Origin of the sequence: Pseudomonas sp. P129 (genome assembly GCF_020312195.1) — a bacterium.
GTDB classification, from domain to species: Bacteria; Pseudomonadota; Gammaproteobacteria; order Pseudomonadales; family Pseudomonadaceae; genus Aquipseudomonas; species Aquipseudomonas fragariae.
On record NZ_JAGPYS010000013.1, the window covers coordinates 1 to 21572 of the forward strand.

25 protein-coding genes and 2 pseudogenes are annotated in these 21572 nt (G+C 56.6%); 11 read left to right on the forward strand and 16 right to left on the reverse strand.

Annotated features, from left to right (window positions below; translation table 11 throughout):
- Nucleotides 1-69: 69 nt before the first annotated feature.
- From KBY02_RS26645 to xopG, 3 genes are all read left to right on the forward strand, one after another.
- On the forward strand, nucleotides 70-468 hold the full coding sequence (locus KBY02_RS26645; protein ID WP_225650780.1) for a M91 family zinc metallopeptidase: 399 nt from the start codon (nucleotides 70-72) through the stop codon (nucleotides 466-468).
- 172 nt (nucleotides 469-640) lie between these two features.
- Nucleotides 641-928, forward strand: coding sequence for a recombinase family protein (locus KBY02_RS26190; RefSeq protein WP_129398593.1), 288 nt, complete (start codon nucleotides 641-643; stop codon nucleotides 926-928).
- Between the two features lie 521 nt (nucleotides 929-1449).
- Nucleotides 1450-2106, forward strand: coding sequence for a XopG/HopH/AvrPtoH family type III secretion system effector (gene xopG / locus KBY02_RS22460; RefSeq protein WP_225650768.1), 657 nt, complete (start codon nucleotides 1450-1452; stop codon nucleotides 2104-2106).
- 22 nt (nucleotides 2107-2128) lie between these two features.
- Here the strand turns inward: xopG and KBY02_RS26295 are convergent.
- The 5 genes and pseudogenes from KBY02_RS26295 to KBY02_RS22480 form a co-directional block, all read right to left on the reverse strand.
- Nucleotides 2129-3042, reverse strand: a pseudogene (locus KBY02_RS26295) (tyrosine-type recombinase/integrase); the annotation flags it as partial.
- Between the two features lie 434 nt (nucleotides 3043-3476).
- Entirely contained in the window at nucleotides 3477-4964 is a 1488-nt protein-coding gene (locus tag KBY02_RS22470) for a M10 family metallopeptidase C-terminal domain-containing protein (RefSeq protein WP_096103741.1), read from the reverse strand.
- Nucleotides 4965-5115: 151 nt separating this feature from the next.
- A pseudogene (locus tag KBY02_RS26650) lies at nucleotides 5116-5253 on the reverse strand (hypothetical protein); the annotation flags it as partial.
- A 76-nt stretch (nucleotides 5254-5329) separates the two neighbouring features.
- Nucleotides 5330-5488 (reverse strand): LexA family protein, encoded by a 159-nt coding sequence (locus KBY02_RS22475; protein ID WP_225650781.1) that lies wholly within the window; start codon nucleotides 5486-5488, stop codon nucleotides 5330-5332.
- A 598-nt stretch (nucleotides 5489-6086) separates the two neighbouring features.
- Nucleotides 6087-6344, reverse strand: coding sequence for a DUF1652 domain-containing protein (locus KBY02_RS22480; protein WP_011267297.1), 258 nt, complete (start codon nucleotides 6342-6344; stop codon nucleotides 6087-6089).
- Between the two features lie 215 nt (nucleotides 6345-6559).
- Between KBY02_RS22480 and KBY02_RS22485 the strand changes: the two genes are divergently transcribed.
- The 3 genes from KBY02_RS22485 to KBY02_RS22495 all read left to right on the forward strand — a co-directional run bounded on the left by KBY02_RS22485 (nucleotide 6560) and on the right by KBY02_RS22495 (nucleotide 8290).
- The gene (locus tag KBY02_RS22485) at nucleotides 6560-7063 is read left to right on the forward strand and encodes a cupin domain-containing protein (protein ID WP_225650770.1); all 504 of its coding nucleotides are present in this window, start codon (nucleotides 6560-6562) and stop codon (nucleotides 7061-7063) included.
- Between the two features lie 261 nt (nucleotides 7064-7324).
- Complete coding sequence (locus KBY02_RS22490; RefSeq protein ID WP_096103742.1) at nucleotides 7325-7855, forward strand: hypothetical protein; 531 nt, start codon at nucleotides 7325-7327, stop codon at nucleotides 7853-7855.
- A 66-nt stretch (nucleotides 7856-7921) separates the two neighbouring features.
- Nucleotides 7922-8290: a c-type cytochrome gene (locus tag KBY02_RS22495; protein ID WP_003405739.1), complete on the forward strand. Its 369-nt coding sequence runs from the start codon at nucleotides 7922-7924 to the stop codon at nucleotides 8288-8290.
- Nucleotides 8291-8355: 65 nt separating this feature from the next.
- On the opposite strand, the gene KBY02_RS22500 is transcribed toward KBY02_RS22495, so the two are convergent.
- On the reverse strand, nucleotides 8356-8526 hold the full coding sequence (locus KBY02_RS22500; RefSeq protein ID WP_003405741.1) for a DUF6021 family protein: 171 nt from the start codon (nucleotides 8524-8526) through the stop codon (nucleotides 8356-8358).
- A 150-nt stretch (nucleotides 8527-8676) separates the two neighbouring features.
- Between KBY02_RS22500 and KBY02_RS22505 the strand changes: the two genes are divergently transcribed.
- Nucleotides 8677-9096 (forward strand): hypothetical protein, encoded by a 420-nt coding sequence (locus KBY02_RS22505; protein ID WP_003405745.1) that lies wholly within the window; start codon nucleotides 8677-8679, stop codon nucleotides 9094-9096.
- Nucleotide 9097: 1 nt separating this feature from the next.
- Here KBY02_RS22505 and KBY02_RS22510 read toward each other — a convergent pair whose 3' ends face one another.
- Nucleotides 9098-9427, reverse strand: a complete 330-nt coding sequence (locus KBY02_RS22510) for an EthD family reductase (protein ID WP_024651624.1) — start codon at nucleotides 9425-9427, stop codon at nucleotides 9098-9100.
- A gap of 152 nt (nucleotides 9428-9579) precedes the next feature.
- Between KBY02_RS22510 and KBY02_RS22515 the strand changes: the two genes are divergently transcribed.
- The 3 genes from KBY02_RS22515 (at nucleotide 9580) to KBY02_RS22525 (ending at nucleotide 11783) form a co-directional block, all read left to right on the forward strand.
- On the forward strand, nucleotides 9580-9873 hold the full coding sequence (locus KBY02_RS22515; protein ID WP_003396701.1) for a DUF6388 family protein: 294 nt from the start codon (nucleotides 9580-9582) through the stop codon (nucleotides 9871-9873).
- A 125-nt stretch (nucleotides 9874-9998) separates the two neighbouring features.
- The gene (locus tag KBY02_RS22520; RefSeq protein ID WP_010427065.1) at nucleotides 9999-10688 is read left to right on the forward strand and encodes a crotonase/enoyl-CoA hydratase family protein; all 690 of its coding nucleotides are present in this window, start codon (nucleotides 9999-10001) and stop codon (nucleotides 10686-10688) included.
- 123 nt (nucleotides 10689-10811) lie between these two features.
- Complete coding sequence (locus KBY02_RS22525; RefSeq protein ID WP_003405754.1) at nucleotides 10812-11783, forward strand: magnesium and cobalt transport protein CorA; 972 nt, start codon at nucleotides 10812-10814, stop codon at nucleotides 11781-11783.
- A 63-nt stretch (nucleotides 11784-11846) separates the two neighbouring features.
- Here the strand turns inward: KBY02_RS22525 and KBY02_RS22530 are convergent, their stop codons facing one another.
- On the reverse strand, nucleotides 11847-12575 hold the full coding sequence (locus KBY02_RS22530) for an amidotransferase (protein WP_011267292.1): 729 nt from the start codon (nucleotides 12573-12575) through the stop codon (nucleotides 11847-11849).
- A gap of 609 nt (nucleotides 12576-13184) precedes the next feature.
- On the opposite strand from KBY02_RS22530, the gene KBY02_RS22535 reads away from it, so the two are divergent.
- Nucleotides 13185-13556 (forward strand): rhodanese-like domain-containing protein, encoded by a 372-nt coding sequence (locus KBY02_RS22535; protein ID WP_011267291.1) that lies wholly within the window; start codon nucleotides 13185-13187, stop codon nucleotides 13554-13556.
- Nucleotides 13557-13611: 55 nt separating this feature from the next.
- Here KBY02_RS22535 and KBY02_RS22540 read toward each other — a convergent pair whose 3' ends face one another.
- The 8 genes from KBY02_RS22540 to speE form a co-directional block, all read right to left on the reverse strand.
- Nucleotides 13612-14442, reverse strand: coding sequence for a transglutaminase family protein (locus KBY02_RS22540; RefSeq protein WP_003371560.1), 831 nt, complete (start codon nucleotides 14440-14442; stop codon nucleotides 13612-13614).
- On the reverse strand, nucleotides 14439-15398 hold the full coding sequence (locus tag KBY02_RS22545) for an alpha-E domain-containing protein (protein ID WP_003405759.1): 960 nt from the start codon (nucleotides 15396-15398) through the stop codon (nucleotides 14439-14441). The genes KBY02_RS22540 and KBY02_RS22545 overlap by 4 nt, the downstream gene beginning before the upstream one ends.
- 12 nt (nucleotides 15399-15410) lie before the next feature.
- Nucleotides 15411-16820: a circularly permuted type 2 ATP-grasp protein gene (locus tag KBY02_RS22550; protein WP_003371557.1), complete on the reverse strand. Its 1410-nt coding sequence runs from the start codon at nucleotides 16818-16820 to the stop codon at nucleotides 15411-15413.
- A gap of 165 nt (nucleotides 16821-16985) precedes the next feature.
- On the reverse strand, nucleotides 16986-17198 hold the full coding sequence (locus KBY02_RS22555; RefSeq protein ID WP_162488885.1) for a hypothetical protein: 213 nt from the start codon (nucleotides 17196-17198) through the stop codon (nucleotides 16986-16988).
- Between the two features lie 83 nt (nucleotides 17199-17281).
- Nucleotides 17282-17623 carry a ribonuclease E inhibitor RraB gene (locus tag KBY02_RS22560; protein ID WP_003371555.1) on the reverse strand — a complete coding sequence of 114 codons (342 nt, stop codon included), beginning with the start codon at nucleotides 17621-17623 and terminating at the stop codon, nucleotides 17282-17284.
- A gap of 247 nt (nucleotides 17624-17870) precedes the next feature.
- Nucleotides 17871-18107 carry a hypothetical protein gene (locus KBY02_RS22565; RefSeq protein ID WP_003405762.1) on the reverse strand — a complete coding sequence of 79 codons (237 nt, stop codon included), beginning with the start codon at nucleotides 18105-18107 and terminating at the stop codon, nucleotides 17871-17873.
- A gap of 190 nt (nucleotides 18108-18297) precedes the next feature.
- Complete coding sequence (locus tag KBY02_RS22570; RefSeq protein ID WP_032655254.1) at nucleotides 18298-20385, reverse strand: LTA synthase family protein; 2088 nt, start codon at nucleotides 20383-20385, stop codon at nucleotides 18298-18300.
- A gap of 263 nt (nucleotides 20386-20648) precedes the next feature.
- Nucleotides 20649-21509 (reverse strand): polyamine aminopropyltransferase, encoded by an 861-nt coding sequence (speE, locus tag KBY02_RS22575; RefSeq protein ID WP_003371548.1) that lies wholly within the window; start codon nucleotides 21507-21509, stop codon nucleotides 20649-20651.
- Nucleotides 21510-21572 lie beyond the last annotated feature (63 nt).

Genomic DNA, 21572 nt, shown 5'->3' on the forward strand with positions numbered 1-21572 from the left:
AAGAAAATTGAGCAAATTTCGACATGCATCGTTTTTTGAAAAGTGCTGAGGACTCGGTAGCCGGAAAACATCCGGCTACTTCAGACCTTCCCTAGGTTTGGTAGACGGTTCGATGACCAGTCTGTCAATGGGCAACCTGACCCAAGCCTTGCTTACGTCTTTCTTGGTCATGAACTTATTCATGCATCCAGAACGTTACAAGGTACTCAATACCGAGTGAGTCGAGGCCGACCGGATGTCGACGAAGATAGCGGAGCGGCGGAGGAAGAACTCCGAACGGTTGGCATCGGGCAGTACGAAGACGAATATCCGTCAGAAAACGCAATACGTCGCGAGCATGGATTGGCGCCTCGCACAAGTTACTCAGGGAATACAGGAACAAATCTTCGTGAGCCGCCTGAACGGAACTCGCAATATACGGAGGCACGGCTCAGATCGCTCAACGCCAGACGCTGGTCAGATATGTAATCCAGCTGATGGAGTACCGGGCGGCTTTGTAGCTGGCGTTGATGGGTATGGGGAGCCATGGAACATCGTGCGCATAGGTGCCGTAGGCTTAGCGCACGATGTTCCCGAATTCTGTGGGCGCTCCCCTCTTCTCTTTGCTACGTGGCGGTTCTGGCTGTCGCCAGGCAGCTTCATGGTCGGCAGCAATTGCCCGCGCACCATCCACGGATCAGCACAAGCAGCATCAGCCCTTGCGCCGTATTCTTACCTCTCGTCCCCGCATGGTCGGATGCTGGCGACGTTTCTCTCCGGCATTGCGGAGTTCGAACGTTATCTGATCTGCGAGCGAATCAAATCGGGTCTCGCGGCTGCTCGTGCTCGAGGACGTAAACTAGGGAGCCAAGCGGGAGTACGTCCAAAATCCGACAAGCTTGACCCAAAAGTCATGGACGCAATTGAAGCATGCCGCAGCTACAGGTGAATCGCCTGAGATCCTGATATCAACAAAAGCACCTTCACTGAAATTGCGCGCAGGCATCGCGAAGCGGCTTAGGGTGTCATTTCGCTCCCAGCCGCACCCCCCCCCCCTATTTTGTCCGTTTTATCTCTCACCCCCAAGTATCTGAGGACCTGAGGGGGGGAAGTGCGCCTGACATTAACGAAACACGTCGTAAAGTCGCATAGGACCCGTTTTTAGAGGCCGATGAGGCGTGAAAAAAGCGTTTCCCCAACATCAATGCCACCTTAGCATCACGCAGAGGATGCCTTTTTCGACTGATTGCACACTACGTTACCTTTGTATGGAACCGAACCCATCTCAAGGGCCACTCAAGCAGCGCAACATATCTACGACATAGATGTATGCACACGGGAGTGTAATTTTCAGGTAATCCTGGATGGTCCATTGGACTCCCTGCCAAACCATGTCAGCAACAATTGGGGTAGCGCCAATAGTTGCAATTTCAAGCGATCATATAGCTCAATTAACTTCTTAGGATAGTCATGATCACTCCGTCTCGATACCCAGGCATCTATATCGCCCCCCTCAGTAGCGAACCGACAGCAGCTCACACATTCAAAGAACAGGCAGAGGAAGCGCTTGACCGTATCAGCGCCGGCCCCTCTGGCGATAAGCTATTGCGAAAAATATCCACTCTTGCCAGTCAAAAAGATAGAAAAGTCACACTAAAAGAGATTGAAATAAATAACCAGTGTTATACCGAAGCTGTTCTGAGCGGGAGGCAACTGGAAAAGCACGAACCAGAAAACTTTAACGAGAATCGACACATTGCATCACAGCTATCACGAAAGGGGACCTTTACCAAAGGTGAAGGAAGCAATGCGATTATTGGCTGGTCACCAGACAAAGCAAGCATACGCTTAAATCAGAATGGCTCACCGTTACACCTTGGAATGGATAACGACGACAAAATCACGACCTTGGCTCATGAGCTCGTTCATGCTCGACACGTGTTAAGTGGGAGTTCCTTAGCGGATGGCGGAGATCGCTATAATCCACGTACGGGATCTGGCAAAGAGGAACTTAGGGCCGTTGGATTAGACAAGTACCGCTATTCACTTACAAAAAAACCGTCAGAGAACTCCATCCGTGCTGAACACGGTCTGCCTCTGCGCATGAAGTACAGGCCACATCAATAGGACAACCTACTGTAAGTAAATTCAAAGTGGTCTTCGGATCCCGGTGACCTGCATAGGCTGTCAATTCATGCAGTTTCCACCCCGCACGGGCCAAATGGGGTGAGTCGCAGATGACGAAAAGTGTGTGTGCTAAGGCAGGACAGATTTGAGTCTGTGGCCCATCTTTCTACCGTTTTACTCCACGTCCACCGCGTGAGTGCCAAACCACGATTGCGATCAGACTCGGATCGAAACAGGGCTCCTTTTGACCAACCGGCCAGACGAAGCGCATGAAGATGCGTTCCAAGCATCGGCGCAATGTCCGGGCTGTAGCACACGACGCGGCTGCGTCGGCCTTTGGTCGTCTCTGCGCGCACTGAAATGAGTCGATGGGCGAGATCCAGGTCTTCGATTCTCAGGGCCACCAGTTCGGCACGACGGAGCGCACCGCAGTACGCCAACGAGAGCATAAGCCGATCACGAATAGACGACCTGGCCGCGATACTCAGAAAGTATCGCCACTGCTCATCCGTGGGGATGTCGGGCAGCTTTATCAAGCGAGATACCAGCCCTCTCACAAAGCCTGAATGTCCAGGGACCTGACACAAGCGGCCGTGCTGGCCGCGAGGTACCGGATTCTGTGCGCAACGCCCCTGAAAGACCAGGTAGTCGTACCACAGGCGGATCGCGGTGAGGCGCTGGTGCAAGGTCGAATTCGCCACCGCGTTTTCTTGCCCGGGCAGTAGCCGACGGATGTAGAGCGTTACTTGCTCAAATGTGACGGATTCAGCCTCCAGACCGGAGGCTTCGCAGTGGAGCAAGTAAATGCGCCAATCCCCTGCCGTACGCATCCAAAGTAGCCGGCGCTCTTCCCAGGTTATCGAGCAGTGTCAGCCATTCCTGAACGCTTGGGTAGCGGTGAAGCACGTGCTCATAAGAGGCAGTTGTAGAGGCCATGGCGATCCCCCAGAACGTCGACAGAATCAGGGTAGCTCAGAAGCATTCCACCTGACTTACTAGAGGGCATAGTTACTGCTGAACGCCAGGATGCCCTTGCGCTTCAACAAATCCTTGACCTGATAATAAAGCGCGCCCATCTTGACGTGATCTTTCGCATCATAGCTGCGGGCGATCACACAGCCGTCGTTATATATGAATGATACTAACTGCTAGCAGCTCACAACCTACTGATATTCAAGTTAAATTATTCATTAATAGATATTCCGGTTAGATCATGCAGGTCTGATCCAGACAGCCCGGTGGTCCATGAAGGCTACCGGGCTCTTTGTAATTGGCCGAGAAGCCACGTATCAGTGCCTGTCCAAGAGACACTGGCTGAGCTCGCCGCGATTCAATAACATCTCGACGATCAGCCAGTGTGGATTATTGCACTATCCCACCAGATGGTTATCTGCTGGCGCAACGCCTACCAATTCAACGGTAGCGTGCTCGGCTGTTGAAACGGTGCCTGCAACGATCAGGTTGTCTGCTGTGAAGGTCTTAGTGAAGGTACCGACCAAACCGATCTCAAAGCGTTGACCGTCGGCGTTCAAGTCGTAATCCTTGAGGTAGGTGTGGTGGAGTTCCTTGTCGTAGACCAGCTTCAAGGTGCCGTTGGTGCCGTCACCGAGGCCCGTGTAGCCGAGGGCGGCCACGTCAATCTTGTCGTGGGCTACATCGAAGTTTTTGATCAGGTCGGCAGCGCCATGGACGCTGTCGCTGCTGTCCAGATAGCGGAAGGTATCTACTCCTGAACCGCCTGTCAGCGCATCGCCCGCGCCGCCACCAATCAGAACACCGCCCGCGTCTGGCGTGTGCAGCGAATCCCAACCCGGCTTCCCGGTCAGGGTCTGGTCTGCATCGTCATGGCTGTTGTCACCGGCGAAGATAAAACCATCGGCATCTTGGTAAGCAATGCTACCGTGGCGGTTGGACTGGTCGATATACACTTCGAAGCGGTTGCCCTGGGCATCGGCTTCAAAAGACTGCACCACGATATGCCCAAGGGTCTTGTCATAGGTGTAATTCAGCGTGCCGTCATAGCCATCGCCCAGGCCAGTGAAACCTAGCGCGGAAACGTCCAATACATCCCCACGGAACAGGTTGAAATCGCTGATAAGGTCAACGCTGGCCACACCCGAGGCGTCATTGACGAAACTGTCGCTGATCTGGTGATAGAGGAAGGTTTCGGCGTTGGTATTGCCGATCAGGTGATCAGCACCGGCGCCACCGTCCAGTACACTGCCGGTTTTCCCGGCATACAGCGTATCGTCGCCGTCCAGGCCATTGAGCACGTATTGCTTGGTGCTGAGGCTATGGAGCGTGTCGTTGCCGGCCGTGCCGTCATTACGCAGTACAAAGTTGGACGTGCTTAGCTTGCCTTGATAATCACCCGCCAGGCGTACCTCGAAGAAATTACCGCTGGCGTCTTTGTCCAGCGAGCGCAGGTAGGTCATATCCGAGGCCGCGTCATAGCTTACGGCCAGGTCGCCATTATGGCCGTTACCGATCCGCTCCAGGTGCAGGGCGGTCAGGTCCAATACGTCGTATTCGCTGAAGCTGGTAATCAGGTCCGAGTGGGAGCCTTGGGCGTTGGCGTAACTATCGGTAAGCGACGTGAACACGAATTTCACCCCGTATCCGTAGGCTTCTCCGCCGGTGAGGGTATCTACCCCAGCGCCGCCTATCAATGTGTCGCTGCCACTATGCCCATCCAGGGTGTCATCCCCGGCACCGCCGAGCAGGTGATCGTCCCAATACGTACCGGCAAGTGCGTCGTCGCCTGACGTACCCGTGTAGGTATTGAAAGAAGGCCGTTTATGAAACGTAATTTGTTCATCTAGTTCTGATGACAGAGCAGATTGTAAGACGGTAGACATGATAGTTCGCCTGAACAGGACGGAAATTTCCCATGGATGGACTGCTCGGCCCTGCCTGAATGCAAGGGCTCACATCGATGAGCGCACTCATTACAGCATCATACAGACCGTGATTGTGGCTCAAGATTTCCTAACAATCGGTATCGCTCAGATTGTTGTTCCTCAGCACTACGATCGGGACCTTTGCCAGATCAGGGCGAAATACGCGCTCGCAACTGGCGTAAAAGCTGTTGCAATCAATCAGAGCGAAGACCTGGTCAGGAGGTGAGGTCGAAGGTACGCACGCCATGCTTGCCGCCCCAAAAAAATTACCAATTCCTCCCCTTCCAGAATGTAGCGCGGCACATAGCCAGGATTCTCCGAGATCAAACGACGCTCTGCCCTTGTATGGTCAACCGTTTACACAACGGTTCGCCGTTCACAGAGGCGATGACAATGCTGCCATGCACTGCAGTCAAGGAGCGGTCGACGACAATCAAGTCACCATCAAATATCCCTCCACCTGCGGAGCCGTGAGGCGTCATAGAACGTGTGGCCAGTTGCAAGCCCTACGTACAGGCAGTGCCATTTGTACTTTCCTTTCGATACTCGCAAATTCGAACACATTTCGTCGTTGAGAGCGATGGTGCATTCGTCTCTGGGATCTATACGCAGCCTAATGGCCGAGTCGCCCCGAAGCTTGGCTTTCAACGTGATGAGCGCTTTGCTAGACATCTCGTCCAGTTCGGAAAGGTATTCGGCGTGCTATGGGACATCTGGGTTTAGGTGATGATGTAGCCATGACAAAGTTTTGTGTCGTGTCTAGGGCTGGAGCTTTACGACCTTAGCAAACTCGGTGATCACATTTTCGCCCAAGAACTGAACGATTCGCTTAATGGTAGCGGCTCGACCAGCACGCCATTGACGACTACTTGAGACCCCCTCCTTCACCGCCATATCGATACAACATCGATACAACGCAAAGCCCCTGAATTCTGAAAGAAATTCAGGGGCTTTGCGGTTTCTGACGCTTCAAAAATCGGCTGTACGACGCTGCATGGGCGAATGCCCGCTATTAGCCAGGAAACGATAGGCCTTCGTGAATGCAATCAAATAACCGCAATCAAATTACGACCCCAGTCCTTACGCCATCCGCCTCAGGGACAAATTCATCTGCCCCATCAGGTCTCTCTGTTCTCTCAGGGAGAGCACCAGCCGTGCGATGGATCGGCTGCTGTCTACCTCGGACAAGGACAGCCCCGTTACGTAGAGCTGGATATCACCTGACTCGGGGTGGAGAAGCTTCACCGAGAAGGTTTCATTTGGCGCTACGACGCACTCGCACTTTGAAGGCAGAAAAGCTGTTTCAAGAACTCGCTGAATATCGGGTTTTGAAAACATGGTGCGTCCTCTGGAAGGGGCCAAATCGTGATGTGAAGTGTAGACGAGTTTCAGGCGAATAGGTTTCCGACCCGCGCAACGGACGCACGCGGCGCGGGGGGCTTTTTGTGGCGGCTGCCTGGGGCTGTTTTTGCCTGATCGAGGTAACTGCCTGCAACACCTCACGCTCTCTGGTCTAAAGTACCCTCTCCTGAACTCCCCGAGCCTCGACCGATATGAATGAACGCGCACGTGAGCTGGCGTCTCGTCTGATTCGCAATTTCAACGAAGCTCCCCTCGAACATGAAGTTCGTGAACCGCTCTATGAAAGCTCTGCAGCTCGCCTGGGCACAGGCACGGCAGCGCAAAAGCTGGGGGCGTCGATTGACGTGGTGGCGCCGGGCAAACGCTCCTGCCCTTATCACTTTCATCATGTGCAGGAAGAGATGTTCGTGATCATCGAGGGCGAAGGCAGTTTGCGTGTTGCGGGTGAGATGCTGCCGATCAAGGCGGGGGACGTCTTGTTTATCCCCGCGGGTGCCGATTACCCGCACCAGATAATCAATACCTCGCAGGCGCCGCTGAAATACCTGTCGATCAGCACCCGGGAAACACCGGAAGTGTGTGAGTACCCGGACTCGGGCAAGTACCAGGCCATGGTGTCCGTTCAAGGGACCCGAGTGTTCACCGCCAACCAGCGGACCACGAAAAACCTCGATTACTGGGACGGCGAGCCCTGATTTGAATTGTTTGTAAATTGTATCCGGCAGTTCACGCTTTTTTCACGTTCGCGGGTTTATTGTTAACTCAATTCCCAGCAAGACCTTAAGCCCGCTACCCCCCATCGCGGGCTTTTCTTTGTCTGCGATTTGAGCATGCAACGTCTGGCATGGGTCAAGAGACATAAGGGACACGACTGCTCAAGCAAGCGTCGGGCAGACAGGGAACATCATGCAGAAAACGATTTCCAAGCCCTACCTCCCGGATGAAACCCGTCAATCATGAAAAACACCCTGAAAAAACTGCTTCTCGCTGTTGCGTGTCTGGCGACGGCTCCTGCGTTCGCTGCGTGTCAGATGACGCCGGTGGAGTACGACATGCCTTCGCAACGTCTGGACGAGGCCTTGCAGCAGTTGGCCCATCGATCCGGCTGCCCGGTGACGGTCGACCTGGGCGCGGACAGCAGCAGAAAGGTCAAGAAATTCAAGGGTAGGTTCACCCCTGATCAGGCGTTGTGGCTGGTTTTGAAAAAAACCGGGCTGGAAGGCTATGTCGAAAATGACGGGCTCACGGTTGACCGTCGCGGCCAGGATTTTGTAAACCAGCGGGCAACAGAGCTACGCACGGCTATCGATGCGGCAGGTACACGGATGGAGGCCAGAAAGAAGAAGCGCTTCCTTCATCAACTGGACACTATCGAGTCCGGAGCTAAGAAAGTGGTCCTTGAACAGAGCTTTGTCAGCGCAGCCGAGATGGCGAGTTACAAGCGCGACTTCGACGAACTGTCGAGCCAGATACCGGCCAGCAAGTGATCCGCCGATAATTGCGCTAAAATCTGCCACTTTTGAGCGCAAGGCAGAACGCGCTGTGGATTATCGATGAAAAAAACCACGTTACTCCTATTGGCACTGACCCTGCCTGCGCTTGCCAAGGGCGCGGGCGATGCGGAGGCCGGGAAAGCTGTGTTCACCCGCCTCTGCTCGGGTTGCCACAAGATCGGCCCCTCTGCACGCAGCGCATTTGGCCCGCCCCTCAACGGCATCATTGGTCGTCAGGCGGGGCAACAGGAAGGCTACGTTTACACCGACGCGATGAAGAATTCGGGGCTGGTCTGGACGCGTGAAGCGTTGCGCACCTATATCAAGGACCCGAGCGCCGTTGTACCTGGCACCCGCATGAAGCTGTGGTGGATGGGTAACGATGAGCGAATGGAGGATCTTCTGGAATACCTTGACGCCAACAAGTAGTACGCGGGGTAAAGCGAGGTTCGGATATGAATCGCCCCCGGTACTCACCGAGGGCAATCTGTCAGTTACTTGTCCGGCGTGTAAGGCGGGTAATCGTCCTTGCTGCCTTTATCGGTGGCAGGAGTCTTCGCAGGCTCGGTAGGGTCGATCTGCGGGTCTTCGGTATTCGGTGACTTCTCGTCAAAACCCGGATCATTCTTGTTTCCGTTGCTGCTGCCTGGCTGGGTGCCGGTCATATGCGCCTCCGTTTGTTGAATTCAGGACCTGATATTCAGAGAGCCCCTCAACACAGCCGTGCGATGTGTCTGACGAACGGAACATTGCAAAGAGGCATCTGGCGGCAGTCAAGGGCAAATGGTAGCCTTGCGCCATGTAAGGAGAGAATCATGAAAAGGCTTTCAATTACACTGGCAATGACCGCTTTGCTGGGCAGCGGCGCAGCGTACGGCGAGATCTTCAAATGCACATCACCGCAAGGCAAGGTGAGTTATGCATCGATCCCGTGCGATGAAAACGCGCAAAGCGCATTGCAACGCCAGGGGCCGTCATACATGCGATGGGAAGACGAGCCGCTGGACTACGTTCACAAGACCAACCTCAAGGCTACCGAATACCTGAAGGTCGGCGGTCGCACTCGAGTGCAGGTGATCGAGACCGAGCGCTACAAGGCCTTCCAGAGAAACCGCCCGCCTCCGCCGAACATTCCTTCGCAGTGCCAAAGCCCGCATTACGACAGTCAGTGTTTCGATCCATCGGGTGGAATGTCCTCAAAAAAACAGGCGGCCTCTCGGGATACCGCTCGATAACTTACAGAGCGGTTTTCACATCGGCGCGCACTTCGCTGATCTGAATTTCAGGGATCAGGTCGGTGTAGTTGATGATATCGGCATTGATCTGCTTTGAATGCGGGCCCATGCCGGCTTCAAAGTCTTCAATGGAATCACAGTAAATGTGGCACATGCCTATATACACGGGGGCCGAGCCTGGCGTTGCTCCGCCTATACCCCGGTCCACGCTGTAACCCTTGCAGTACTTGCCCATCAGTTCCTGTACCAGCGGCATGTGTTTATCACGATAGTAATCGTGGTCGAAACGGGCACCCTCTTCATACGCATACAGCACGCTGACTTTGATCATAACGACAGGCTCCTGTTCAAGTGGTCAATAAATTCGTGTGGACAGCGGCTTGCAAGTGCTGACACCAAAGGCCTCCTCCCTCACAATCACGCCGTCTTGCCAGACTATTTCAACAGACAGCCTGGCTATCGAAACGTTTGAGGAAAAACCGCATGAATACACTTGAGTGGAACGAGGCCGCGCTGGCGAAATATCTCGCGACCCATCCGACCCTGAAGGATGAAATCAGCGCCTTGAGCCCCAAGGAGCAACAGCAGCAAGTGCAGTGGGCGTTCGAAGACGAAGCCGAGAGCCAGGGTATCGAGACCTGGGAGCTGGCGCTGGAACTGATTGCCGAGTCGCCCGAACAGTTGCAGAGCATGCGCCTTGAAGCCCATCGCCAGGTCGCCGAAGCGCTGGGGATGGACTGGGAAGAGTATTGCGGATTCAACGATATCCAGCCATGACGCGGAGCGCAGTCGGCGCTGAATCAGCCATTGATCGGCACACTGTTCAGTGACCCGGCAGTCAGCGCTTTACCTGTTCCTTATGGATGAGTAACGTCTGCTCACTTCAATAAAGGAATCACGCCATGAGTGATCTGGTCTCGTACCATCTGGACGACGGTGTCGCCACGCTGACCCTGAACAACGGCAAGGTCAATGCCATTTCCCCGGACGTGATCGTTGCGTTCAACGCCGCACTGGATCAGGCCGAAAAGGATCGGGCCATCGTTATTCTCACCGGCCAGCCGGGCATTCTGTCGGGCGGCTACGACCTCAAGGTCATGACCTCCAGCGCCGAGGCCGCGATCGAGCTGGTCGCACAGGGCTCGACGCTGGCACGGCGCATGCTGTCGCACCCCTTCCCGATCATCGTCGCCTGCCCCGGCCACGCGGTTGCCAAGGGCGCCTTTCTGCTGCTGTCCGCCGATTATCGAATCGGTGTCGCCGGGCCGTTCAGTATCGGCCTGAACGAAGTGCAGATCGGCATGACCATGCACCACGCCGGTATCGAACTGGCGCGCGACCGCCTGCGCAAGTCGGCTTTCAATCGCTCGGTAATCAACGCCGAGATGTTCGACCCTGAAGCAGCGATGGCCGCCGGTTTCCTCGACCGGGTGGTCAGCATCGAAGAGCTGCAAAGCACCGCGCTGGCCGTCGCCGGGCAGTTGAAGAAGATCAATATGAGCGCGCACAAGAAGACCAAACTCAAGGTCAGAAAGGCTTTGCTCGACACGCTGGAGGCCGCGATCGAACAGGATCGACAGCACATGCTGTGATCCCCAACCGAAGCCCGTGCAAACGGGCTTTCGTTTATCGGCGAACTCATACGCATTTGATCAATCTGATCAGCGACCGCGCATGTTTTTGCGCCACTGACAAATTGAAGAAGCGATAGCGCCATGGGCCGAGTTGTTGCAGCAGCGGTGTACAGCAAGGGCAAAAAAGTCCGTGATATCACCCTTGATGAGGGCGCCGCCTGGGCGGCCAAGCCCGATCATTTCGTCTGGATAGGACTGGAGCAGCCCACCAACGCGGAGCTGACCAGCCTCAAGGATCAGTTCAATCTGCATGAGCTGGCCCTTGAAGACGCGCTGGAGGTGCATAGCCGTCCGAAGCTGGAAACCTTCGGTGATGCGCTGTTCATCGTGACTTACGCCCCCGTACGCGACAACGGCAAGCTGCTGTTCATCGAAACCCATATCTTCGCCGGCAAGGGCTATATCATCACCTCGCGCAACGGCCACTCCAAGTCCTACGGACTGGTGCGTCAGCGCTGCGAGGCCAGACCACTGCTGCTGGAGCACGGCGAAGACTTCGTGCTCTACGCGCTTCTGGACTTCGTGACCGAGAACTATCAGCCGGTGACCGAAGCCATCCACGCCGAGCTCGAGCAACTGGAGCAGAGCGTCATTGGTGGTTCGTTGCGCGAGTCCGACATCCAGCACATTCATGCCCTGCGCCGCGACCTGTTACGCATGCGCCGCTACGTGGCACCCATGGTGGAAGTGGGCGAAGAATTGCAGAGACTCAGTTTTCCGTTCATCGACAAGAACATGCGCCCCTACTTTCGCGATGTCGAAATTCACGTCAAGCGGCAGATGGAAGACCTCGGCAACCTGTGTGACATCGCCAGCCAGACGATCGAAATCGGCCTGCTGCTGGAGTCTTCGCGACAAAGCATCGTGCAGCGCAAGTTTGCCGGCTGGGCGGCGATTCTGGCGTTCCCGACGGCCATTGCCGGCATCTACGGCATGAATTTCGAGAACATGCCTGAACTCAAGTGGGAACACGGCTACTTCATCGTGCTGGGTGTCATTCTGGGCGGGTGTACGGCGCTGTTCGCCAGCTTCAAGCGCTCCGGCTGGCTATAACCCCGCCACCGCATTCCCATCCAGACAGTCCGGCCAGCGCATGACGATGCGCCATGCGCCGGGTCAGACGGACTGTTTTTCCGGTTTATGCGCCACGAAGCGCATCATCCACTCCGCCACTGTCGCGCCATGATGGTCGTGATCCAGGCTGGCGACACCCTGCTTGTAAATCTGCTCGCCCAGCGCTTCCTGACGAAGGTCAAGCAAGGTGCGGGAAAAGTCATGGATGAACTCGGGATGCCCCTGGAAACACAGCACCTGATCATTGATATGGTAGGCCGCAAACGGGCAGAACTCGCTGGACGCAAGCACCGTCGCGTTTTCGGGCAGCGCAGTCACCTGATCCTGATGGCTGATCAGCAGCGTGAGCTTGTCCATCGCCGGCGTCATCCACGGCCTGGCGGGGGCCAGTTGATAATGGTGAATGCCGACGCCCCACCCTTGCACCGCACGCTCGGTCCTGCCGCCCAGCAGCAACGCCAGCAACTGATGACCGAAACAGATACCCAGCAGTTTTTCGCCGCGCTGATACAGTTCCAGCAGATAGACCTTCAAGGTTTGAATCCAGGGGTCGGTACCAAATGAGTCGGCCTTGCTGCCGGTCACCAGGTAAGCATCGAACTGCTCGTCTGCAGGTGGATAGTCCCCTTGCACCACGTTGTAAACCGTCAGCTCTGCGGCGATGGGCTGGCGAGCGAAGAGTAATTCGAACATCCGCCCATACCCATGATACTGCTCGACCAGTTCAGGTCGCAGATTGTCGGTTTCCAGAATACAGATGCGTAAAGACATAAGAGAGACCCTGAAGCAGTAATGAGGCAGTAGCGCACCGGCAGAGCCTGCCTTGAAGACCTCGGCAAATCAAGCAGCACCCCGGCCGGTTTCAGACGTTTATTCCATGTAGGAAAATTCTGTCCCGGACGAACGGTGCAAAACTGCAGGCCACCGACGAAGCGTCTAGAAAAGGCCTGAGCATTCAGCGCCCCACTCGGTAATAGCTTTCGATTCTAGATAAACACGTTTAGATTCCCAACAGTTCTAAACCATAAGGCACCTCGGCTCTATGGTTATATCTGTAACAGGAGGCGCGCAAAATCCTTTCAGCGCTCGGGCCAGCGGTCGAATGACCGGACCCACCTGTTCAATGCACAACCTTGCCAGCAGTCGATTATCTGTTTTGCAGATCGGGCCTGCTTTTGTCGCTCAGGAATAACAACAAAAGGCGGTCAGCCATGTTCAAGTTCAAACACTCCAAAGTACGTCAGGCGGGATTGATCCTCTTCACCACTGCGCTGTTATTGATCGTGCCTAACCTGAATCGATTGTTTGGTTGATCCACGCGCTTTCGATCAACGTTCATCTGTGCCACTCTTTCCCTTCGCACTGAGGGAGGTTGAATGTATGCGCCAATGGATTGCTGTTTGTGCACTTGTCAGCAGTTTCGCAGCACACGCGGGGATGGTCGATCAGGCTGCAGCCGTGGCGGCGCTGAAGGAAGGCAAACTGGCGATGGATGTGCGTAGCCAGACCGACTATGACGCAGGCACGGTACTGAACGCGGTACGCGTCGATGATCGACGGCTGGTCAATCAGATGAAACAGGTGCTCACCGACCGCAATGCGGTGTTCGTGATTTTCAGCAGCACGGACAGCAAGGCCGACAAGGCCCAGGAAAAGCTCCGGGCTGCCGGCTACTTCAGCGTCATCAATGGCGGCAACTATGAAGAGCTGCACAACGCGCTCTACGACATCACCGACGACCCCGCCGAATGAACAATGGCCAGGCAATTGAGCCCGGCCACTTCATGATGCGCAGACCCGCTGCGGATTACTGATGCTGCGTCTGGACCTGCACGCGGGTTTTCACTTTCGGCGTGCCGGTCATGGGCGACACCACGACCTTGGCGTGCATCTGCTCGGATCCGCCGCCGCGCCGCATGCCGCGTACCGGACAGGCGTCCAGATAGTCCAGCCCTACCGCCAGTTTCAAATGACGCTCGGGGATGGCCAACTGATTGGTGACATCAAAACTGTACCAGGCGTCGTCTATCCAGGCCTCGGCCCAGGCGTGGCTGGACAGATGCTCGCTGTCTTCGCTGCACAGATAGCCGGAGACATAACGAGCCGGTACCCCAAGGCTGCGGGCACAGGCAAGAAACGCGTGGGTATGGTCCTGACACACGCCCGAGCGTCCGGCGAAGGCCTGCGCGGCACTGGTGTCCACTTCGGTTGCGCCCTGGGTGTAGGTCATGTGCTGGTTGAGCGCCTGCATCAGGTCGATCAACCCCGTGCGGTCAGCGCGCTTGCGGCACTCCATGGCCGCAAAACTGCGAATCGCCTCGTCAGGCTCGGTCAGTCGGGTCACGCGCAAGAACGGCAATGCCGACTGGCTTTCGTGCTCGGCCTCGCGGGTCTCGTCGATTTCAACCTGCCCGCGCGCGCCAATGATGATCGCTTCGTGCGGCTCTTCCAGGCTCAGAACATGCAGGATATTGCCAAAGGGGTCGATCTGCGCGCGCACCGGACGTGGCAACGTCAACTGCCAGCTGAGCACTTGCTGACGTTCACTGTCGTGAGGCGTCAGACGCAGATACTGGATACTCGAGCGCACTTGGTCATCATAGTGATAGGTGGTCTCATGGCTTATCGAAAGTCTCATGCAGCCTCCAGGTACGAAGTGTGAATGGCATCACCCAGTTGAGCCAGCAGCGGAATGAATTCGTTCAACCACTCGTGCAGGCCTTCAGCCAGAATCTCGTCGATGCTGGTGTAGCGCAATCTCGCGTCCATCTCGGCCGCCATGCGCTGCGCAGGTCGACCGTTGACGCCGGGCAGGCTGGCCAGAATGACGTCCATCTCCTCCAGACACGCGCGTAGCGAACGCGGAATGTCGGCACGCAGCAGCAACAGTTCGGCAACCTGACGCGCGCCTGGCGCGTCCCGATAGACTTCAGTGTAAGCCTCGAACGAAGACAGTGCGCGCAACAAGGCACTCCACTGGTAATAACCGGCCGCCGAGTTGTCTGCTGCAGCATTGGCCTGTGGCCCGCGCAATTCAAGCATTTCATAGCGGGCATCGAGCATGCGCATGGTGTTGTCGGCGCGCTCGATGAACGTACCCAGACGGATGAAGCGGAACGCATCGTTACGCATGATGGTGCCGTAGGTCGCGCCACGGAACAGGTGCGAACGCTCCTTGACCCATTCGCAGAAACGGCTCATGCCGTAGCGGGTCAGCCCCTGCTGGGCGATGCCGCGAATCTCCAGCCAGGTGGAGTTGATGTTCTCCCACATGTCTGCGGTGATGCGGCCGCGCACGGCATGCGCACTGACCCTTGCTGCGCCCAGGCAGCTGTAGATGCTGGCCGGGTTGGTGGCGTCCAGAGCAAAGAAATGCAGCATGCGCTCGGCATGCAGCTCGCCATGACGCTCGATATAGGTTTCCAGCGTTCCGGTGATCAGCAACGGCATGGCTATTTCATCCAGCCCGTCGCCCCGCCCGTCCTGTGGCATCAGCGACAGCGAATAGCTCACGTCCAGCATGCGGGCGAGGTTCTCCGCTCGCTCCAGGTAACGCGACATCCAGAAAAGATCAGAGGCAGTTCTACTTAACATTGGCAGGCATCCTTAATCCTCGACCACCCAGGTGTCTTTGGTTCCGCCACCCTGTGACGAATTGACCACCAGTGAGCCTTCACGCAAGGCCACTCGGGTAAGCCCGCCAGGCACAACGCGGGTTTCACGACCGGACAGAACAAACGGGCGCAAATCGATATGTCGCGGGGCGATGCCGTTCTCGACAAAGGTCGGACAGGTCGACAGGCACAAGGTGGGTTGGGCGATGTACGCATGCGGCTTGGCCTTGAGGCGCGCCCGGAAGGCTTCGATCTCGGCGGCGGTCGCTGCGGGGCCGACCAGCATGCCGTAGCCGCCGGAGCCCTGGGTTTCCTTGACGACCAGGTCGCCCAGGTTGGCCAGCACATGCGACAGCTCTTCGGGCTTGCGGCACTGCCAGGTCGGCACGTTCTTGAGAATCGGCTCTTCGTCCAGATAGAAGCGAATCATATCGGTGACGTAGGGATAAACCGACTTGTCATCCGCAACGCCGGTACCAATCGCATTGGCCAGCACCACGTTGCCGGATCGATAGGCAGACAGCAGCCCCGGGACGCCCAGCATCGAGTCAGGGTTGAAGGCCAGCGGATCGAGGAATGCGTCATCGAGACGACGATAGATCACGTCAACGGCTTTCGGGCCATCAGTGGTGCGCATGAACACGCGGTCATCGCGGACAAACAGATCAGCACCTTCCACCAGTTCGACGCCCATCTCGCGAGCCAGAAATGCATGCTCGAAAAAGGCGCTGTTGAAGCGGCCAGGCGTCAGCACCACGACACTCGGGTTGTCCAGATGGCTGGAACTCTTGAGCGTGTCGAGCAACAGATTCGGGTAGTGGTCGATCGGCGCAATGCGCTGCGCGGAAAACAGCTCCGGGAACAGGCGCATCATCATCTTGCGGTCTTCGAGCATGTAGCTCACGCCGCTCGGGGTGCGCAGGTTGTCTTCCAGCACGTAATAGGTGCCGTCACCGTCGCGCACCAGATCGACGCCGGAAATATGCGAGTACAGATCGCGGTGCAGGTTCAGGCCCTGCATTGCCAGCTGATACTGCTCGTTGGCCAGCACCTGTTCGGCGGGAATTATCCCGGCCTTGATAATCCGCTGGTCGTGATACAGATCCGCCAGAAACATGTTCAGCGCCTTGACGCGCTGAATGCAGCCACGCTCGACAACCCGCCATTCGCTGGCCGGGATGCTGCGCGGGATGGTATCGAAAGGGATAAGCCGCTCGGTGCCCTGCTCATCACCATAGAGTGTGAACGTGATCCCGGCACGGTGAAACAGCAGATCAGCTTCGCGCCTGCGTTGAGCCAAAAGCTCGGGAGGTGTATCACCCAGCCAGCGGGCGAACTCCCGATAGTGCGGACGGACTACGCCGCCCGCATCGTACATCTCGTCATAAAAGGTGCGGATCATGCCGTACTCCTTGTCACCATGGACACCAAGACCATCGCAAAGCCCGTGCCACCGGCATAAACGCTTTGATTTCAAAAGGTTATGTAACCACTCGACGTTCCACGCACCATTCCTGTGCACTAAACACCCAAGCCAATTCTTTCGCGCTTCATTCGGAGGCGTCATTCAACCGTGAAATCTATGATCAGCATAGTCAGAGTTGATTTCCGCCAACGACATTAGTTCGCCACACTCCATAGCAACCGAGCAAACAGGGCGCCAAACGCCGCTTTTGCCGCAACCGATATTTTGTCCAGCAGGCGAGAAATGCCTGCGGATTTTAAACAGACTTCCCTTTGCGCCACTCGTTTGAGTGGCTTTTTTTTGACCACTGTTCATGAACAAGGACCAGAAACAGAACCGGCCAATCCGGAACGTGTCCCGAATCAGCCGGTGGTGTATTGCCTGACAATCCGCAGCCATCAAGCGTGCAGTCTTCTGATCTCCTGAGTAACGCCCCATCCCTCGACTTCGCCGTCCATAGGTGAGATGACCGTCTGGAAGTCCTGCTCGAAGTCACCAATGCCGTGATAAGTCGCGTACATGACCTTGCTCAATTGCAGGTGCCAATGGCCGTCATCACGTACGTTTACCTGAGTGTTGAGGGATTCGCCGCGAAATTGCTCTGCGGCCTGCCGTGCCCGCTCCTCGTCCGGGAAGATGGCGTAGAACTCGATGGGATAGATTCGTGCGAAGTCAAAACCGCCTTCTTTCATGCGGCGCAGTACATTACTGCTGATGTCCTCTTGATAGGCTGTGCTCATGAAACGTCCTCCTATGCAACGATAGATAGAGTTTCAACTCTTCCAGAGCGACCGCCGAGTCTTCGGAGGTCGCCTCACGACAGATAATCCGGCGCGGGGAATCAAGCATGTAGCTGACCGGACCAGGCTTGGCGCCGGTCGGGTATCGAGATGTCAGAGGCTGCCTGAACAGCCTCATCTGCAGAGTAGCCCTATCGTGGGCCGGATGCCAAGTGGTTGCCACGAAAAGGTTTTTGATCAGCGCAGATCAGGCGACTTCTGTAATGGAAACGATCTGCACACTGTTATGGTCCTTGAGCGTCTTCACGGTAGGTTCCTCAGTGCGCCCATCAAGATCATTCAGATCCAGCTCGTCGGTGACCGGGTAAAGGTCCTTGCGCAGGAAACGCGCGGCCTCCTCCTCACTGGGACGCTGATCAAAACCAGCCTCGCGGCGTTGCTGCACACCATCCTTGTCCAGATACACAATGGCCCACTGTTTCATCAATGCCTCCCGTACGAAGCCAGGCACTCTGGCTTATGTGATCTGGACCTTTTGGCCCGCGTATTCGTTCAACCGATTACGCCGCGGGGCCAGCCATGCCGGGCAAAAAAAAGACCCTCGCAGTCAATGCCGAGGGCCTTCGTCGCTTGACTGATCCGACTCGCCGGTCAGCCGGACGAGTCAGTTGTCATCAGTTGCGGTTCTTGCTGGCTTCTACACCTGCCGTGTTGTCCAGAAGGCTCTTGGTGGCCGTCTGCAGGAAACTTTCCAGCTTGCGCTTGAGCTCCTGCGTGTCGGGCGCATCAGGCACTTCTTCGGCATGCGGCTTGGCGCCAAGGGTGTAGGTCAACAGCTTGGCAGGCATCTCGGTCGGTTCGATCAGGATACGGTTGCCGCTGATGATAGCAACCACCTGCTCACTGCCCGACGGCTTGATCACGCCGAAGCCCTTGTCACCCTCAGGCAGGTTCAGCAGATCGCGGCCCCAGCACTGGTTGCGGTTCAGACCACCCAGACGCCCCATGATGGTCGGCACGACGTCGACCTGCGTACCCACGGTGCTGCTGCGCTGGCCGAACTTCTCCTGCACACCAGGACCAATCAGCAGCAGAGGCACGTTGAAACGGCCCAGGTCCATTTCGGTCAGTTGCTTGTCGTTACCGAAACCATGGTCACCCAGCACCACGAACAACGTGTTCTTGTAGTAAGGCTCTTTTTTGGCCTTCTCGAAGAACTGGCCCAGCGCCCAGTCGGCATAACGCATGGCGGTCAAATGCTCGTCCAGCGAGCCGTGTCCGGTGACGCGCTCGACCGGCAGAGGATCCGGCAGCGCATACGGCGTGTGGTTGGACAGGGTCTGCAGCAACGCATAGAACGGCTTGCCGTCCTGACGCGCCTTGAGCTCCTGCGCGCCACGGTCGAACATGTCCTGGTCGGAAACACCCCAGGTCGGATCGGAGAACACCGGGTTGACGAAGTCTTCACGGCCGACGAAGTTGGTCATACCCTGGTTGCTGAAGAAACCCGACTGGTTGTCCCAGGCAAAGTTGCCGTTATAGACGTAGACGTCATCGTAGTTGCGGCCCGTGCTCAGCAATTGCGGCAGACCCGAGAGCTTGTGGCTGCCTTCCGGCGTCTGCATCAGGTACTCGAAGCCCGGCAGGTTCGGGAAGCACGCCATGGTGGCGAACATGCCCTGGTGGGTGTGGGTACCGTTGGAGAAGAAGTGATCGAACAACAGGCCTTCCTTGGACAACTTGTCGAAGTACGGCGTGATGTTGGCATCGTTGCCCAGCGCGCCCACCGAGTGACCGGCGAAGCTTTCCATCAGGATCACGACCACATTGCGGATCGGCAAGGTGTTCTCTGCCGGTGGCGTGAAGTCACGACGCACAGCCGCAATATCCGGCTCGACCAGCTTGTCGTTCGGGGTCAGCAGCATGTCGCGCACGGTCTGCTGGGCCTCGTTCTGTGGCAGCGTGGCTTTCCAGATGTTGTCGCGATCTTCGGACATACGGCTCTTGGCCGCAGTGATCAGCGTCAGTGTGCCGTTGAGGCCCAACTGGTTGGCGAAATTGGAATCAGTGGTGTAAGCGTCGCCCCAGCGCAGCGGCGGGCCCTGGCGCAAAGTGCCACGGATGCAGACCACCATGACCAGCAACACCAGTACGAATACACCGGCGCGCACATACCACGGCGCAACGGAGCGAGTGGCTTGCGGACTGGTTTTTGCAGCGACACGTGGACGGGTTGCACGGTCAATGCCCTTGAACACCAGACTCAGCAGCCAGGTCACCACGGCCCATGCCAGCAGGTAGCGGACCACCGGGAAACCGTACCAGAGCATACTCAGAACAGTCTTCGGGTCTTCCTTGACGTATTGAAACACCAGGCCGTTCAGGCGCTGGTGAAACTCACGGTAGAAGTCCATTTCCATCAAGCCGAAGAACAGCGTGATGCTGCCGACCAGGGTCAGCCAGAAACGGAAAAACCCGCGGGCCGCCATGGCGCGGGCGCTGAACAGCGACAGCACCAGCGGAATGAGCAGGTACATGGTCAGGCGCAGGTCGAAGCGCGTGCCGTTGAACAGTGCTTCAAGGAACGTCGAGGCTGGCGTGTCGCCAATCATCTCGCGGTTGTAGACCAGCAGACCGATACGCAACAGCGTGTACATCACCATCAGGGCGAAGCCGCTGAGCAGGATGTACGCCAGATGCGATTTGACAGTGGGATTTTGCAGGCGGGCTTGCCGATGAATCTGGGCGTCCGTTTTGGCCATGGTTGTCAGGATCCGGTGGATTCAGGGGTAGGTTCAGAGTGCAGCGCCGCCCTCCTCTTGAGGGAGACGGCGCGCGACAGGGCGCAGATATTACTTGATTGCGGGTCGCCAGGGGCCAGGTCGGCCGATGAAGACGCTTGCCTGTTCAGCTTCGCGCGCAATTTTGTGACAGATCGTGTGAAATTTCTGTCGCGAATTAAGCGCTTATAAAGCCTCACAGGCCACGCTCGAGAAAATCCGGCTCGAGGAGCCGGACCGACTCATCAGTCGTTGCTTGCCTTGCCTACGGCCTGCAGAACGTACTGTGGCAAGGCGAATGCGCCGATGTGGACTTCCGGATTGTAATAACGCGTAACAATACCGCTGCCCGAGAAACGCTGACGCAGGGTTTCCAGCGGCAGTTTGCGATAGCTCTTGTCGGTCGAACCCCAGGCGAAAGTCATTGCGCCGCCAATGTAGGTCGGGATCGCTGCGTGATAGAAATGCCAGTCGGCAAACAGACCGTTCATGCGCCCGGCCGTGGTCTGCACACCGCTCAACTGCATGAAAGGCGTGCCGTTCTGGGTGACCAGAATGCCGCCTTCATTGAGGCAGCGATGGCAGGCCTGATAAAAGTTTTCCGAGAACAGGACTTCCCCCGGGCCGATCGGATCGGTGGAGTCGGAGATGATCACGTCGAACTTCTCTTCGGTGGTCGCGACGAAGCGCATGCCGTCGTCGATCACCAGGTTCAGACGCGAATCGTCGAAGGCACCGCTGGAATGATTGGGCAGATATTCCTTGCACATCTCGACCACGGTCGCATCGATCTCGACCATGGTGATGTGTTCGACGCTCATGTGCTTGGCGACTTCACGCAACATACCGCCGTCGCCACCGCCGATGATCAGTACGCGCTTGGCTGCACCGTGCGCCAGAATCGGCACATGGGTGAGCATTTCGTGGTAGATGAATTCGTCCGCTTCGGTGGTCTGAATGACGCCGTCCAGCGCCATGACACGGCCCATGCGCGGGTTCTGGAAGATCACCAGGTGCTGGTGATCGGTACGTACTTCGTGAAGCATTTTTTCCATACGAAAGCGTTGGCCGTAGCCTTCGTATAACGTTTCCTGATAATCGCTCATGGGTAAGCTCCCGCTGGGTACTGATGACAGGACGGCCGACCGCCCACAACAAAGGCGCGCATT